13 protein-coding genes are annotated in these 16,633 nt (G+C 43.4%); all 13 read left to right on the forward strand.

Annotated features, from left to right (window positions below; translation table 11 throughout):
* The first annotated feature begins 2 nt into the window (after positions 1–2).
* The 13 genes from leuS to rfbF are packed head-to-tail and all read left to right on the forward strand — an operon-like array spanning position 3 to position 16,632.
* The gene (gene leuS, locus Q0101_RS05680) at positions 3–2,450 is read left to right on the forward strand and encodes a leucine--tRNA ligase (protein WP_297943136.1); all 2,448 of its coding nucleotides are present in this window, start codon (positions 3–5) and stop codon (positions 2,448–2,450) included.
* Positions 2,451–2,456: 6 nt separating this feature from the next.
* Complete coding sequence (gene lptE / locus Q0101_RS05685) at positions 2,457–2,996, forward strand: LPS assembly lipoprotein LptE (RefSeq protein WP_297943138.1); 540 nt, start codon at positions 2,457–2,459, stop codon at positions 2,994–2,996.
* Entirely contained in the window at positions 2,977–4,584 is a 1,608-nt protein-coding gene (locus Q0101_RS05690; RefSeq protein ID WP_297943160.1) for a bifunctional folylpolyglutamate synthase/dihydrofolate synthase, read from the forward strand. The genes lptE and Q0101_RS05690 overlap by 20 nt, the downstream gene beginning before the upstream one ends.
* On the forward strand, positions 4,577–5,470 hold the full coding sequence (locus Q0101_RS05695) for a M23 family metallopeptidase (RefSeq protein ID WP_297943162.1): 894 nt from the start codon (positions 4,577–4,579) through the stop codon (positions 5,468–5,470). Before Q0101_RS05690 ends, Q0101_RS05695 begins: the two co-directional genes overlap by 8 nt.
* Positions 5,470–8,430, forward strand: coding sequence for a DEAD/DEAH box helicase (locus Q0101_RS05700; protein WP_297943164.1), 2,961 nt, complete (start codon positions 5,470–5,472; stop codon positions 8,428–8,430). The genes Q0101_RS05695 and Q0101_RS05700 overlap by 1 nt, the downstream gene beginning before the upstream one ends.
* A complete protein-coding gene (locus Q0101_RS05705; RefSeq protein WP_297943166.1) occupies positions 8,414–9,397 on the forward strand; it encodes an ATP-binding protein in 984 nt (327 codons plus the stop codon). The genes Q0101_RS05700 and Q0101_RS05705 overlap by 17 nt, the downstream gene beginning before the upstream one ends.
* The gene (locus tag Q0101_RS05710) at positions 9,394–9,762 is read left to right on the forward strand and encodes a hypothetical protein (RefSeq protein WP_297943168.1); all 369 of its coding nucleotides are present in this window, start codon (positions 9,394–9,396) and stop codon (positions 9,760–9,762) included. The genes Q0101_RS05705 and Q0101_RS05710 overlap by 4 nt, the downstream gene beginning before the upstream one ends.
* The gene (locus tag Q0101_RS05715; protein WP_297943170.1) at positions 9,759–10,457 is read left to right on the forward strand and encodes a 3-methyladenine DNA glycosylase; all 699 of its coding nucleotides are present in this window, start codon (positions 9,759–9,761) and stop codon (positions 10,455–10,457) included. The genes Q0101_RS05710 and Q0101_RS05715 overlap by 4 nt, the downstream gene beginning before the upstream one ends.
* A 2-nt stretch (positions 10,458–10,459) precedes the next feature.
* The gene (locus Q0101_RS05720) at positions 10,460–12,520 is read left to right on the forward strand and encodes a glycosyltransferase family 39 protein (RefSeq protein ID WP_297943172.1); all 2,061 of its coding nucleotides are present in this window, start codon (positions 10,460–10,462) and stop codon (positions 12,518–12,520) included.
* The gene (locus tag Q0101_RS05725; protein ID WP_297943174.1) at positions 12,510–14,555 is read left to right on the forward strand and encodes a glycosyltransferase family 39 protein; all 2,046 of its coding nucleotides are present in this window, start codon (positions 12,510–12,512) and stop codon (positions 14,553–14,555) included. The genes Q0101_RS05720 and Q0101_RS05725 overlap by 11 nt, the downstream gene beginning before the upstream one ends.
* Positions 14,548–14,913 carry a GtrA family protein gene (locus Q0101_RS05730; RefSeq protein WP_297943176.1) on the forward strand — a complete coding sequence of 122 codons (366 nt, stop codon included), beginning with the start codon at positions 14,548–14,550 and terminating at the stop codon, positions 14,911–14,913. The genes Q0101_RS05725 and Q0101_RS05730 overlap by 8 nt, the downstream gene beginning before the upstream one ends.
* Position 14,914: 1 nt before the next feature.
* Positions 14,915–15,847 carry a glycosyltransferase family 2 protein gene (locus Q0101_RS05735; protein WP_297943177.1) on the forward strand — a complete coding sequence of 311 codons (933 nt, stop codon included), beginning with the start codon at positions 14,915–14,917 and terminating at the stop codon, positions 15,845–15,847.
* An 11-nt stretch (positions 15,848–15,858) separates the two neighbouring features.
* Complete coding sequence (rfbF, locus tag Q0101_RS05740) at positions 15,859–16,632, forward strand: glucose-1-phosphate cytidylyltransferase (RefSeq protein WP_297943179.1); 774 nt, start codon at positions 15,859–15,861, stop codon at positions 16,630–16,632.
* Position 16,633 lies beyond the last annotated feature (1 nt).

The raw sequence follows: 16,633 nt of genomic DNA on the forward strand, positions 1-16,633 counted from the left end.
AAATGCCTTACGATAGTAAAAGTATTGAGCTTAAATGGCAGAAAATTTGGGACGATGAAGGGGTTTTCGAGCCTAAGGACGATTATAGCTTGCCTAAAAAATATATCCTTTCGATGTTTCCCTATCCAAGCGGCCGCATCCATATGGGGCATGTGCGAAACTACAGCATCGGCGACGCTTTGAGCCGCTACTACAGGCTGCGCGGATACAACGTGCTTCAGCCGATCGGCTTTGACAGCTTCGGCATGCCAGCAGAAAACGCGGCGATCAAACACGGCACCCATCCCAGAGCTTGGACCTATGAAAATATCGATTATATGAAAAACGAGCTGCACCGCCTGGGCTTTAGCTTCTCAAAGCGTCGCATGCTCGCCACCTCCGATCCGCTTTACACGCGCTGGGAGCAGGAATTTTTCATCAAACTTTTTGAAAAAGGGCTCATCTACAGAAAAAGCGCCGTGGTAAATTGGTGCGAGCACGATCAGACGGTGCTTGCCAACGAGCAGGTCGAGGAGGGCAGGTGCTGGCGCTGCGGCAACGAGGTCGTGCAAAAGCAAATGCCGGGATATTATCTAAAAATCACCGCTTATGCGCAGGAGCTTTTGGATTGCCTAAAGCAGCTTGAGGGCAAGTGGCCTGCTCAGGTGCTTACGATGCAGGAAAACTGGATCGGACGCAGCGAGGGTTTGGAATTTAGCTTTAAATTTGACGAGCAAAGCAGCGCCAAACTTGGCGGCATCGAGGGCTTTAAGGTTTTTACTACGAGGCCGGATACGATCTATGGCATGAGCTACGCGGCACTTGCGCCGGAGCACGAGGTCGTAAAGAGACTTTTGGATAAAGGCTTACTTGACGTCCAGGCTGTGGCGAAGGTGAGAGAAATTTTAAATCAAAGTCCGCGCGAGCGCCAAGCAAGCGATAAAGACGGCGTGAGCCTCGGAATCAGCGTGCTTCATCCGCTAAGCGGCAAAAAGATCCCCGTTTGGACTGCAAATTTCGTCCTAGCCGAATACGGCGGCGGTGCGGTTATGGCGGTGCCTGCGCACGATGAGAGAGACTTTGAGTTTGCGAAGAAATTTAACCTGCCGATCATTCAAAGCATCGCTCCAAAAAGTGGCGATTACGACGCCGGCAAAGCCTACGCAGAGAGCGGAGTTTTGGTAAATTCCGCGGAATTTAGCGGCATGGATAGCGAGAAGGCAAAAAGCGCCGTTATCTCAAAATTTGAGGAGTTAAAGCTCGGATGTCGCGTGGTAAATTTTAAACTGCGCGATTGGGGAGTGAGCCGCCAACGCTACTGGGGCGCGCCGATCCCGATGATCCACTGCCCAAAATGCGGGCTGGTAAGCGAGGAAATTTCAAATCTGCCCGTAGAGCTTCCGCAGGATATTAAGATCACCGGCAAGGGCAATCCGCTGGATACGCATCCTAGCTGGAAGTTTTGCAAATGCCCTAAATGCGGCGGCGACGGGGTGCGTGAGACCGATACGCTCGATACATTTTTTGAAAGCTCATGGTATTTCGCGCGCTACGCAAGCGACGAGCGAACGTGGCAGCAGCGCGCGTTTGACGAGCAAAGCGTGAACTACTGGATGAATGTCGATCAGTATATCGGCGGCATCGAGCATGCGATTTTGCACCTTTTGTATGCGAGATTTTTCCAAAAGGCTCTTCGCGACATAGGCTATCTGCGCGATAGCGAGCCGTTTGAGCGGCTACTAACCCAGGGCATGGTGCTAAAAGACGGCGCGAAGATGAGTAAAAGCAAGGGAAATACCGTCGATCCCGACGACATCATCGAGACCTACGGCGCTGATACGGCGAGGCTTTTTATACTTTTTGCCGCGCCTCCGCAAAAGGAGCTTGAGTGGAACGACAGCGCGGTAGAGGGCGCGTATAAATTTTTAAATCGCCTATACGATCGTGCTGAAAACGCCTACGCTACGGATAAAATTCCGCAGATCAACCACGCCGCTTTAAACAAAGAGGAAAAATATGCCCGCCTCAAAGTTTACGAGGCGCTTAAGAAATCACAGCAGGTTTATGAGAGCAGTTTTGCTTTCAATACCCTAATCGCCGCGTGTATGGAGGCGCTAAATGCGCTAAATACGCAGAGCAACAAAGACGTATTTACCGAGGGATATTTCGTGATCTTAAATCTGCTAGAGCCTATAGTGCCGCACATCTGCGCCGAGCTTAGCGAGAAGCTGTTTAAGAGGCGGAATTTCGGCGAGCTGAGAGTTTGCGAAGAGGTCTTTGAGAGCGATACGATCAGGCTTGCCGTCACGATTAACGGCAAAAAACGCGCCGAGTTTGAAGCGGATGCAGGCCTAAGCGAGGGCGAAATTTTAAACCTTGCAAAGCAAAACTGCGCCAAATGGCTAGAGGGCAAGAGCGTCGTAAAAGAAATTTACGTCAAAAACAAGCTCGTAAATTTGGTGATAAAGTAGGCGAAGATGAGAAAAGTTTTAACCGTTTTTTGTTTGATTTTTTTAATCGGCTGCGGCTACAAGCCCGTTTCAAGGATTGCAAAAGAGACGATGAGCGGAAGTGTATTTGTGGACGTAATGATGAGCAAGACCGATCCGCAAAACACCGTCGCTATTAAAGATGCGATCAGACAGGGTATAGTCCAGCGCCTAGGGATGAGCCTTTCGGATAAAAACTCGGCGCAGACGATTGTAGTAGCGAGCATAAAAAGCCTAAGCTTTAGCGAGCTTTCATACGATCAGTTCGGCTACGTCACTAGCTACCGCGCAAATCTTGTCGTAAATTTTAGCACTAAGCTTAAAAACGGCGAGGTTTTCAGCAAGGATTGCGTTGGCGATTACGATTTTAAAGTTAGCCGCCTAGTCAAAAATAGCTACGATACGAGCTCGATCATTAGCGATAAGGACCGCTACAAGGCGATCGAAAATGCCTCTGCGCAGGCGTTTGACGAGTTTATTTCGGCGCTTGCGATTAGGGGATTCAGACTTGAGCGGGCGCAGCATTAAAGAATTTTTGCAAAATCGCCCGATTTATTACAAAAAAATCGACTACGAGCGCTTCCCGCGGGCATATGCTGCCATTAAAGATAAAATTCCGCTCAAAAACGTCATTCAGATCATCGGCACCAACGGCAAGGGCAGCACTGGGCGGTTTTTGGCTAACGCGATCGCTGCAGCGGGCTTTAACGTCGGGCACTACACCAGTCCGCACGTTTTTAAGCTCAACGAGCGCATCTATCTAGGCGGACGCATCGCGCAAAACCCAGTTTTTGCGTTAAATTCAGGCGCTTCAAATTTTAAAAACGAGCAAAATTCCGCTTCGGCGTCAAATTTTACAGAAAAACAAAATTCCATAAAGATGCAAAATTTTGCGAATAGAGAAAATTCAGCCTCTAAAATTTCTATTTCTAATTTGCAAAATTCCACCACGCAGAATTTGCACGGCGAGCAGAATTCCGCCCTGCAGAACTCCGTTTATACCACGCAAAATTTTTGTAGCAAGCATAATTTCATCGCGCAAAATTCTACTTCTACACAAAATTTATGGAATTCTCAAGATCTCAAATCGCCGTCTGAGCAAAATTTAAAATTCTCACCGGAGCAAAATTTTAAATCTCAGCTAAGATCAAATTCCAAATCCGCTCAAAGCTCGCTTCCCATTTCGCTAGGTCGTGATGCTACGGATGAGGAGCTTGATTTCGCGCATGAGTTTTTGCAAGAGAGCTTGCCCGCGGAGTTTAAAGATAGCCTCTCGTATTTCGAGTATCTCACGCTTGCGGCGGCAGTGCTTTTTAGGGATTGCGATTACTGCGTGATCGAGGCTGGGATGGGCGGCGAGTTTGACGCTACGTCGAGCTTCGGGCGCACGTTGTCACTTTTTACACCGATCGGCACCGATCATTTGGGCATGCTAGGACAAAATCTAGAGCAGATCGCCCACACCAAGCTCATTACGATGCAGCAAGCGGCGATTTTAAGCGATGAGATGAGCGAAGTTCCGCTTCGTATCGCGCGGCAGATCGCAGAGCAAAAAGGAACTCATTTGAGGTTTGCAGCAGAGCTTTTAAGCGAGAGTGAGCAAGCGCAGATTGCATGGTTTTGCGCGCACAATAATCTACCTAAATTTCAAATTTCAAATTTAGCTCTAGCGCTTGCTGCGATGAAATTTTTAAATTTGAAATTTGAAATTTCACAGCTGCCGCCTCTAAATTTACGCGGCAGGATGGAGACTCTGGCGCCGAATTTACGCGTGGATGTTGGACACAACGAGCTTGCGGCACAGCAAGTCGCCCGCGAAATTACCGAAATCTACGGAGGCAAAAAGATCGTGCTGATTTATAACGCCTTTGCCGATAAAGACGTAGCCGCGGTGCTACGGACTTTAGCACCCGTGGTAGAGCGCGTGGAGATCTTTAACTACGAGGTTGCGGATCGCGAAATGGCAGCAGAGGCGATAACCCGTGCGCTTGACGCGCTTAAAATTCCACATTCGCCGTTTCGCGGCGAGCTTAGAGCGGACGAGGAGTATTTGGTTTTCGGCTCGTTTCATTTGGTAGAAAATTTCATTTTATGGTTTGAGGCGCGCCGTGGCTAAAACTAAACTCACCCTAAGCGATCACTTTGGCACCAAGACGCTGTATTTTGGCGAAAATTTTAGATTTCAACTTAAAATTTTATCCGCGTTTTTTGTAATTTTTCTGCTAGTTTTGTTTTTTGCGATCTTTAAACTCGCGAGCGACCGATCAAATTTAAAAGAGCTAAACAAAACCCTATACGCTGAAAATCTCGCGCTAAAAGAGCAAAATATCGCGCTTGAGGGCAAAAACGAGGAGGTGCTTGCCAAGCTGGACGGACGCGAAGACGATGGAGGCGGGCTGGATAGTGATATCCAAGTAATGCTTGCGATGAATGAGATGAAAAAGGAGCGTAAAAAGGGCTCCGGCACGCACATCGCAGCTAGCGAAAAAACGGCGAGCGCGATTCTTAGCGCTGTGCCTAATGGACTTCCGATGCAGTATCGCGGGATCACTAGCCCTTTTGGGATGCGCACTCATCCAATCAGCGGTGTTATGAGGATGCACCACGGCATCGACTTGCGAGCAAGCGAGGGCACTCCGGTGTTTGCGACGGCAGAGGGCTTCGTGCAGTTTGCAGGCGGCAGTGGCAGCGGATATGGAATTTTAGTGATTTTATCGCACAATTACGGTTTTGAGACCCGTTACGGCCATCTTAGCTCCGCGATCGTAACGCCCGGTTCTTGGGTTAAAAAGGGCGATCTCATCGGCTATAGCGGCAACACCGGCTACAGCACCGGCCCGCACCTGCATTACGAAGTTAGGTTTTTGGCTCAAAGCGTCGATCCTGCAAATTTTATGAGCTGGAACGCGCAAAATTTCAAAAATATCTCGACCTTGGAGCCTAACGTATCGTGGCAGGAGATCGCAAACGTCGTGCAGCATCAGATCGAAAGGTTTAAATAATGCAAGCCGAGGTTTACGAATACTTTTTGCAAAACCAAAAAGAGCTTTTGATCTGCGAGGACGATAAAGAGGCTGCGGCGTGCGAGCAGGTTCTTAAATTTATGGGCTACGCGGCCTTTTGCCTGCCCGATTTTAGAGCGAGCTTTGGCGAGGATCTGCGCAGCTACATGGGCGAGCTTGCGGGTATCAGCACCGCTCTTAGCGCGTTTTACAAAGCAAGCGGTAAAAAAATTTTAATCTCGCCCGTCCGCACGATCTTAAACAAACTCCCCGCCGCAAGCCATCTGCGCCCGCTAAATTTAAAATTTGGCGAAGAGTTAAACTTAAACGAGCTGAAAGAGGAAATTTTGCGCCTGGGATACGACGTGCGCGACATCGTTGAAAGCATGGGCGAGGTTAGCTTCCGTGGCGAGATCATCGATATTTTTTCGGTAGGGAGCGAAAGCGCGGTTAGAATTCTGCTCGACGGCGAGAGGGTTGAGAGTATCAGGCGATTTGACGTCGCGACGCAAAAAAGCGAAAAAGATGAGCTTGCGCAAGTAGAGATAGCGCCGTTTTTGGCAAATTTAAGCGAGGACGAGTTTGAGAGCGTGAGCGAAAAGATATCGCGCGCGGACAGCGACGCGTTAGCTCGCGATCTGGGCTCGCTCGGGTTTTGGTTCATCGAGGGCTTCGTAGATTACACGAGTGCGTTTGATTGCGTCTTGCTGCACGAGATCAAAAAGGATGAAATTTTTTCCGAGCGCAATTTGGATTTTTTAGACGCGATCGAGGTATTGCCCGCGGCGCGTAAATTTAAAGACCTCGCCGTGACGCCGTCGCAGGAATTTTTTGAATTCCACCGCAGCGAGACTATCACGCTGATCGCGCGAAACGACGCACTGCTCGCGCCGTTTGATCTTAGCGGATTTAGCAATATCGAAATTTTACGCGAGGATTTCGTCGTAAATTTAATAAGCGTCGAGCGGATCATCCTTTCGCTAAACAAAGCGGCGCCTAAAAAGCGCGTAAGAAGATCGAGCCTGGCTCTGGATGAGCTAAACGTGGGCGATTTTGTCGTGCACGAAGATCACGGTATCGCTAAATTTAACGGGCTTGAGCTCATTGAGGTGATGGGGCGCAGCAAGGAGTTCGTATCCCTGCTCTACGAGGGCGGCGATAAGCTGCTGCTGCCGGTAGAGTATCTAAATAAGATCGATCGCTACGTCGCAAGCGGCGGTGCGGTGAGCTTGGATCATCTGGGCAGGGCGAGCTTTTGCAAAATCAAGGAGCGAGTGCGCGAAAAGCTCTTCGCGATCGCTTCAAAGATCATCGCGCTGGCGGCCAAGCGCGAGCTGGTGCGAGGGCTCGTCATCAAAAACGAAAGCGCGGACTATGCGAAATTTTTAAGCGCAAGCGGCTTTAGCTACACGAGCGATCAGCAAAAGGCAGTGAGCGCGATTTTAGAGGATCTGCAAAGCGGCAAGGTGATGGATCGTCTGCTTAGCGGAGACGTGGGCTTTGGAAAGACCGAGGTTGCGATGAATGCGATCTTTGCCTGCATTCGCAGCGGTCATTCGGTGCTGTTTTTCGTACCTACGACACTGCTTAGCTCTCAGCATTACGCCACGCTTAGCGAGCGCTTTAGGGAGTTTGAAATTCCCGTTTTCAAGCTCGATCGCTTTAGCAGCGCAAGGCAAAAAAGTGAAATTTTAAAGCGCCTGCAAGGCGGCGAGGCGATCGTCGTGGTCGGCACGCACTCGCTTTTAAATTTAAACCCCGCAAATTTAGGGCTCATAATCATCGATGAGGAGCATAAATTCGGCGTTAAGCAAAAGGAGCGGCTCAAAGAGAAAAGCGCCGCCTCGCACCTACTTAGTATGTCTGCCACTCCGATACCGCGCAGTCTGAATATGGCGCTAAGCTCGATTAAAAGCTACTCCACGCTGCTTAGCCCGCCGCAGGATCGCCTTGACGTGCGTACCTTCGTCAAGCAGTGGGACGAAAAGATCATAAAAGAGGCGATCTCGCGCGAGCTGCGACGCGGCGGGCAGATTTTTTACGTCCACAACCACATCGCGACGATGCAAAGCACCAAAAAGAAGCTGCTTGAAATTTTGCCGAGCCTTAAAATTTTAATTTTGCACTCCAAGATTGACGCTAAAACTACGGAGGATGAAATTTTAAAATTTGTGGCGGGCGGATACGATCTGCTACTTTGCACCAGCATCGTAGAAAGCGGCATCCATATGCCGCGCGTAAATACGATCATCGTCGAAAACGCTGATAAATTCGGTATCGCCGATCTGCACCAGCTGCGCGGCCGCGTCGGACGCAGCAACAAACAGGGCTTTTGCTACTTTTTGATCGAGGATAAAACCGCTCTTACGCAGGACGCGCTAAAGCGGCTCGTAGCGCTTGAGAGCAACTCGTTTTTGGGTAGCGGCTCAGTACTGGCGTATCACGATCTTGAAATTCGCGGCGGCGGAAATTTGCTCGGAGAGGCACAGAGCGGGCACATCGAGGCGATCGGCTACTCGCTTTATCTAAAGATGCTCGAAGAGGAGATCGGCAAGCTGCTAAGCAGAAAAAGCGCCGCTGCGAGCGTGGAGCTTAAAATTTCAGTAAACGCCTTTTTGAACTCGGAATTTATCAGAGAGGATCGCCTGCGCCTAGATCTTTACAGGCGGCTTAGCAAGTGCGCCGAGGCGAGCGAAGTACTTGAAATTTTCGGCGAGATCGAGGACCGCTTCGGGCGCGCAGACATTTACACTAAGCAATTTATCGACGTGATGATGATTAAGGTTTTGGCTACGAAGCTTGGCTTGCGCGTGATTTCGAGCATGGACGAAAATATCTTGATCACCCTTACAAACGGCGATAAGGTGCGATTAAAGGCGCAGACGCGCGACGATGACGACGTGATAAGCGAAATTTTGATCTATCTGCGAAGGGAGCTAAAAAATGCGAACTTGCGATGAAAATATCAAAAAAAGCGCGAGTAAAAGTAGAAGCGAAGGGCTAAATTTAGACGCGGCGAGCGGTTTAAATTTAGCGCCGCAAGCCGTCCTAAAAAGCGTGCAGAGCGCCGCCGGCGAGCAAATTTATTTCAGCGATTTTAGCACGATTGATTGGCGCGCTGTGCAGGTCGCCGCTTTTCGCGCGAATAAAAAGGCGCTAAAGATCGTTCGCGACATCGATTTCACGGGTATTGACGCGCTTGTGGGGCTAGAGAGTCAAAAATCGGCTCTTATAAAAAACACAGACGCCTTCCTGCGCGGCCGTAGCGCCAATCACGCGCTGTTGTGGGGCGAGAGCGGCTGCGGCAAATCAAGCCTTGCGAAGGCGGTTTTTTCTAAATTTATCCCGCAAGGTCTTAAGATCATCGAGATCGGTAGGGACGATCTGGGCTATCTCGTGGATATAATCGATGCGATCCGCGAAACGAACTTTAAATTTATCATCTTTTGCGACGATTTGAGCTTTGAGCTCGGCGAGAGCGGCTACAAGCACCTAAAGCCGCTACTTGAAGGCTCACTGGAGCGCGCGCCGCGCAACGTGCTGATGTATGCGACGTCCAACCGCCGCCACATCGTAGGCGAATGCGCAAGCGATAACGACGCCGCGCAGATAAGCCGCGGCGAGCTGCACCTAAGCGATGCGGCGAACGAGCGAATCAGCCTTAGCGAGCGCTTTGGGCTACAGCTAAGCTTTTACGGCGGGAGCATGCAGGAGTATTTGGGGATCGTAGATGCCTATTTTGCGGCTGCGCAAGGTATAAGTGCGGCGAAATTTCGCTTGAGCTTTGCCGCAAATTTAGACGAGCTGCATGCAAAGGCGCGTGAGTTTACGATGCTTCGTGCAAGCCGCAGCGGCCGCGCGGCAAAGCAGTTTTTCCTAAGCTTTGGCGAGGAATTTTTTGCAAATTTAAAAGGCGGCAGCAGATGAATACGGCGCGCGAATTTCAAAATGTCGTAAGCGAGCTTAGTTGCGGCGTAAAGCGGCTTCTGGAGCGAAGCAGGGCAGCGGCTGCACTAAAATTTAAAGTTGCCGCTACGTGCGCGACGATCGTTAAATTTAAGCCTAGCGATGCGTCGAAATTCCTTCTCATCGCAGGTGTCTTGCAAGAACAAACCCCGTTTGCGTCTGTTTTTGCAACGCATAAATTTCAAATTTTTATGCGTTGCACGGCACTCTTTAAGCGAAATTTAAAAATTATTTCGGCGTATGCATCGCTTGTCGCAAGATGCGGCGAGGTACGGATTATAGAGCCGAAATTTGATGCCCCCAGCGTCCTTGGAGACGGCAGATGAGCGCGACCGAGCTTTTTATCGCGCTTTTTCGCGCCGTGAAAATCAAGGATTTTCGCTGGTGGCCCGCGTTTGGAAGCTTTGAGGTGGTCGTGGGGGCGATTTTGATCCAAAATACTGCGTGGCGCAATGCAGACGCGGCACTGCAAAACCTGCGTAGCAAAGGGCTTTTGAGCTTAGATGGGATCGCCGAGCTAGATGAAGCGGAGCTTGCGAAGATCATTAAAGTGAGCGGATTTTATAATCAAAAAGCGAGACGCCTAAGCTTGCTTTGTAAAGCGATAATCGCGGATTTTGGGGATTTTGAGAGCTTTAAAGCGGGCGTTAGCCGTGAGTGGCTGCTAGCGCGCAAAGGGATCGGCGCAGAGAGCTGTGATGCGATTTTGTGCTATGCGTGCGAGCGCGCGGTGATGGTTGCGGACAGCTATTCGGCGCGCCTGCTTGGGGCTTTGGGATATGAGTTTGAAAGCTACGACGAGCTTAGCGCGTGGCTTTGCGAGCTGGAATTTGAGCGGATCTATGAATTTGTAAATTCCGCCAACTCTCCCTGCGATGCGGCGGCAAAAGCAGGAAAGCTAGAGAACGAAAACGGCGTGTATGCGCTATTTCACGGGCTCATAGTGGAATTTTGCAAAGCGCATTTGAAAGGTAAAATTTTCGATGAGAGCGCGAAAATAATTTTAAATGATTTGAGGTAGATATGTTTAACACTAAAATTTTAGAAAATTTAATGGTTGCTTTTTGCTTTTGTATAACGCTTGCGTTACATTTACTGATATTTAACCATTACTTCTCACTCCAAGAAGGCTGGTGGGAAACCTATGCTTATTTAGTAAATAGAGGAGAAGTGATCAATAAAGATTTTTATCTAGCATGGACTCCGTTATTTGTATATATAAACGCCTTCTATCAAAAAATATTCGGAATAAATTTTTTTGCTTTTGCCTGCATCGGTGTAGTAGCCGCAATGATACAGGTAATCTTATTGTATTTGGTTTTAAGAGAATTTTTTTCTAAAACAAGCAGCGCCGTGGCTGCACTTTTTGCGACATTTTTAAATATAAATAGCGGCACCTATATCGCCAAAGATTATCATACATACGTATATATTACAGAATTTTTGACATTGCTATTTTTTATAAAATATATCAAAAATTACAATTCTAATATGGGTAGAATTTATCATATAATTGGAATTTTGTTTTGTATTTTATTGTTTTTCATTAAACAAAATGTGGGTTTGGTTCTTTTTGCTAGTTTGTTTGTCGCATATGCTTTTGTTGCTACAAGTTTTAAAGATTATATAAAAAGAATCGGTTTTTTACTCATTACCTCTGCTATATTTTTTACTATTATGAATTTTGTCATTCCTTTTAATTTATCTTCTATAACAGAAAATGATTCCAAAGGCAGCTTTTTCGCTATGGCTACTAGATTTATCACATATCCTTTAAATCAAACGATACTAAAAAACTCACTTATTGTATCGATAGCTGTACTCATCTTATATGTTATAAGATCAAAAATAGCGGAAATTTATACTAATTTATATGAAAAAGCTATAGCCAAAACTACAAGAGAATTTCGTATATTAATGCTTGTAATATTACATATAATTTTAATATATTGTATGTTTATTAAGATGAGCGGTAGCGGGATAGAAATAAAGAATTTTATATCTCTTTCAATAGGTATTATTCTATTTTTGCTGTATATATGTTTCAAGAGGAACGATGTAATTGGCAATTCATCAAAGATATATGCCTTTATGATTGTAGCCATGGCCGCCATATCTTATTCGGGTACTTTGGCTGATGCTTTTACGGCGAGTGGTAATATGATATGTATAGCTTTTGCCAGCGCATTTATTATAAATATAAGTAGATTAAGACAAATAAAATACATTACTATATATATACATTTAATAATAATATTTTTTATGTTTTTAGCAACTATAAGAATGCCGTATTATTGGAATTTCAATACTCAGGTAGATATCTTTAGCGCCAATTCTAAAAGTTCATACGCTCAGTTAGATGGTATTTATATGGATGAGAGGATATCGGAAATCTTTGATTATTTCGATAAGTATGTAGCTGTTAAATCTAAAAATCAAAAAGATTTTTACTTTTTTAATTTTCCCATAATGTACTTATTGAATAATAAAATTCCACCGTATTATTTAGTAACTCATTGGCTAGACGTATCGTCATCTAAGGCCATATCTAGGGAATATGATGAATTTATTAAATCTCCTGCGCAGAACGTTGTTATGTATCAATATCAGACATTTTTCTTTACTGTGCATCGAAATTTTCAAGTTAAAAGCTCTTTTAAACAACTTGATTTTCATGAAACTATGAATCAATGGGTACGGGAAGGAAGATATAAATTTATAAAGTCGTTTGTAGTTCCATACGATAATGTACCTGCTGAAGAAGAAAAAAACCATATTCTTAAAAATATGCTCATTATTTTGCAAAATGAAAAATTTTTTGGTATGGATAGATCTAAATTTACAAAGTGGCTACAAGAGAATGGCGTAACATTAGTTACTATCAGGCGTGATAAAAAGATAGCTACCGATCAAAATGGCACAAAACAAGAAGATGATAGCTTGCAAAATGGTGATGTATTGCAAATGGATGGTAGTATAGTAGATTTATGTAAAATATTTCCAATTCTAGGAGTAGCTCCGACCGAAGCGACTTTTTTCAATACCATCAACGTATACGAAAAGCAAGAAGGTCATGGTGAATAGTTCTATTGAAGAGAAATTTATATTAACATTTTGCTTTAGTATAGTATTAATACTACATCTTCTTATATTCAACCATTACTTTTCCCTCCAAGAAGGCTGGTGGGAAACATATGCTTATCTGGTAAATAAGGGAGAGGTGATAAATAAAGATTTTTATCTAGCATGGACTCCGTTATTTGTATATATAAATGCCTTTTATCAAAAAATATTTGGGATAAATTTCTTTGCATTTGCCTGCATCGGCGTGGTAGCAGCAATGATTCAGGTGATCTTATTGTATTTGGTTTTAAGGGAGTTTTTTTCAAAGCCGGCTAGTGCTATAGGAGCCACTTTTGCTAGCTTTTTATGGTTTAGTATGGAGACATATATACCGAAGGATTATCATACTTACGTCTTCATCATAGAATTTTCTACCCTACTATTTCTAGTAAAATCCATAAAAAATGAAAATTCTAAAAAAGGTACCATATATCAAATACTTGGAATCTTATTTCTAGTCCTACTTTTTTTCATAAAGCAAAATGTGGGATTAGTTCTTTTTGCTAGTCTTTTTGTATCTTATGCTTTTATATCCAGTAGCGTAAAAGATTATTTTAAAAGAATAGGATTTTTACTGCTCTTTACCGTTATATTCTTTGTACCCGTAAATTTTATAATGCCTTTTGATCCCGCATCTATAACCGATAATGACTCAAAAGGAAGTCTATGGACTGTAGCGACTAGATTTATTTTTGAACCAGAGCTTAGTCGGATATTAACAATAAGCGTATCGGAATTTTTTATAATATTAATTCTTGCATATTTTGGAAAAAATATTGTATATCTATATGATGTATTGGTAGGACAAATTGCAGCAAGAACAACTATCTTATTTCGATTTACTATCGTAGCTATTGGACTGACTGCGCTTACTTATATTGTTTTATTTCATAATACTGTTATATTATATATTATTAAATATATCTCTTATATTAGCTTTTCCATAGCTATGATTTTGTATATCATGTTTGCTGCTATGTTCTATAAAAATAGTAGTATTTTTGGATCAAAAATTTACATTTTCATTACTTTTTGTGTTGCTGCTATAGTTTATAGTAATACTTTCACTACTATCGCCTTAAATATGAATAGCATTCTTTTGTGTGCAGGGTTGGCATTCAGCTTTTTATTAAATCAAAATTTGCGCAAAATAGCTAGGATTTTACTGATCTATTGGATGCTTGTAATGGTATCTTTCATAATATACGTAAAATTTTTAATACCATATAATTGGCTTGAAAATTATCAAGGTAGTGTATTCGAGGCTAAATCCGAGACCTCATATATTCCTTTAAAAAATATTTATATGAATCAGAAATTATCTTATATTTTTGACTATATTCATGATTATGTACCTAAAAATACAGTATCTGACAAAGATTTTTACTTTTTTAACTTACCGATAATGTATCTTTTAAATGATAAAATTCCACCATATCACTTAGTAACACAATGGTTTGATGTAACTCCAACAAAACTGATTAAACAAGAATATATTAATTTTACAAATAGACCAACCAAGAACATCGTTTTATATCAATATTATAAAAAAGCGTTTGATATAAATAAAAGACTTTTGAGAAAAGATGATTTTATTCAAGAGGATTTTTATAAAGTAATGAATAAATGGGTAAAAGAGGGTAGATATAAATTTATAAACTCCTTTGTTGTACCTAATAGCTTGATGTTTAATAATGCATCTAAAAATTTAAATATTCAAACAGATGTAATAATTCAAAATAGTAACTTTTTTGATCAAAGTTATGAAAGGTTCTATTTATGGCTACAGGATAGCGGCGTAAATCTCATACAAATCACTAGAGACGGAGTCGTTTTGCAAGATATTAATAATACAGTTAGGAATTCGGATATAGTGACCTTGAATGGTAATGTAGCCAATATAATGGAAATTTTACCTCAACTTGGGGTTGAGCCGATTGATAAGGCAAATTTTAATACTATAAATATTTATAGACGAAATGATAGCTATGATTAAACGACAAGCCGTCAAGTTTCTCCTCGTCGGTATCCTAAATACTGCCTTTGGGTATGGGCTATTCGCTCTTTTTATCTATTTGGGCCTATATTATCCTCTTGCCGTATTGTTTTCTACGATACTAGGCGTATTGTTTAACTTTAAAACTATAGGCAAGCTGGTATTTGGTAGCAGTGATAATGGTCTGATATTTAGATTTATACTAGTTTACATCATTACTTATTTTTTAAATATATTTTTTCTATGGCTTTTCAAGTGGCTTGGATTTGATAATATGTATATAAACGGTTTTGTGCTTTTGATCCCGCTAGCTGCGGTATCATTTTTGTTAAATAAATTTTTCGTCTTTAGGAGATGATATGAAAAAGATCAGTATAGTTACCGCCTGCTTTAATGAGGAGGAAAACGTAGAGGAGGTCTATGCGCGCGTAAAAAAAGTTATGGGCGAATTTCCGGAGTATGCCTACGAGCATATATTTATCGATAATGCTTCGACTGATAGAACGGTTGAAATTTTAAAACGCCTTGCAAACGATGATAAAAATTTAAAGATCATCGTAAATTCCAGAAACTTCGGGCATATCAAATCGCCAACCTATGCGCTTTTGGGTGCAGACGGAGATGCCGTGATTTCTATCGTGGCCGATTTGCAAGATCCGCCCGAGATGATACCAGAGTTTATAAAAAAATGGCAGGAGGGCAACGACTTGGTTTTGGCTATTAAGCGAGATAGCGAGGAGCGCGGCGTGATGTTTAAAATCAGAGAGTGTTATTACGAGCTCTTATCAAAACTATCTGAGATCGAGATTTTTAAGAATTTTACCGGTTTTGGGCTTTTTGATAAAAAAGTAATAACGGCTCTTAGGCAGATGCATGATCCATATCCGTTTTTTCGCGGAATGCTCGCGGAGGCAGGCTATAAGGTAGCCAAAATTCCTTACGATCAACCGGTAAGAATTAAAGGAGTTACCAAAAATAACTTCTACACGCTTTATGATATGGGGATACTAGGCATAATCTGCAATTCTAAAGTGCCACTTAGGCTCGCGACTTTTATAGGCATGATAATGGGTATTTTAAGCATAATAGTGGGGCTTGTGTATTTTATCCTGAAACTCATATATTGGAACGAAATGAGTGTGGGTATCGCGCCTCTTATCATACTTTTTTCGTTCGTTTCATCTGGAATTTTGTTTTTTATCGGTATAATAGGCGAATATATCGGGGCAATTTATACACAAGTGTTGAATCGCCCATTGGTATTTGAAAAAGAAAGAATAAATTTTGATTAAAGGGAGCTTTAATGAAAGTTTTAATACTAGCAGGAGGTTTCGGTACTAGGCTTGCCGAAGAGACGAGCATTAGACCAAAGCCAATGGTAGAGATCGGCGAAAAACCGATTTTATGGCATATTATGAAAATTTATAGTTTGTATGGATTTAACGAATTCGTCATTCTGCTTGGCTATAAAGGCTACTATATCAAAGAATATTTTGCCAATTATTTTTTGCATCAAAGCGATATGACTATAGATTTGAAAAATGGAAAAATGGAGGTTTTGACCAATTTTAGCGAGCCTTGGAGTGTTACGCTGTTAAATACCGGGCTAAACACTATGACTGGCGGTCGTATTAAGCGGGCTCAGAGCATAGTGGGAGACGAGCCGTTTTTGCTTACTTATGGAGATGGCGTTAGTGATATAGATATCCACGAGCTTGTAAAATTTCATAAGTCTCACGGCAAATCGCTTACTATGACTTCCGTTCAGCCGGAAGGTCGCTTTGGAGCGCTAAATATAGATGACGAAAGTCGCGTGCATGAGTTTAAGGAAAAACCAAAAGGAGACGGCAATTGGATCAATGCGGGTTTCTTTGTATGTGAGCCCAAGGTTTTTGACTATATTGCGAATGGAGATGCGACAATATTTGAGCAAGAGCCGCTTATGAATTTGGCCCACGACGGCGAAATTTTAGCATATAAACATAGCGGCTTTTGGAAGCCGATGGATACGCTTAGAGATAAGCTCGAGTTAAACAAAATTTGGGATAGCGGCAACGCTCCGTGGAAAAAGTGGTAGC

The organism is uncultured Campylobacter sp., assembly GCF_937921625.1.
Classification (GTDB): Bacteria; Campylobacterota; Campylobacteria; order Campylobacterales; family Campylobacteraceae; genus Campylobacter_B.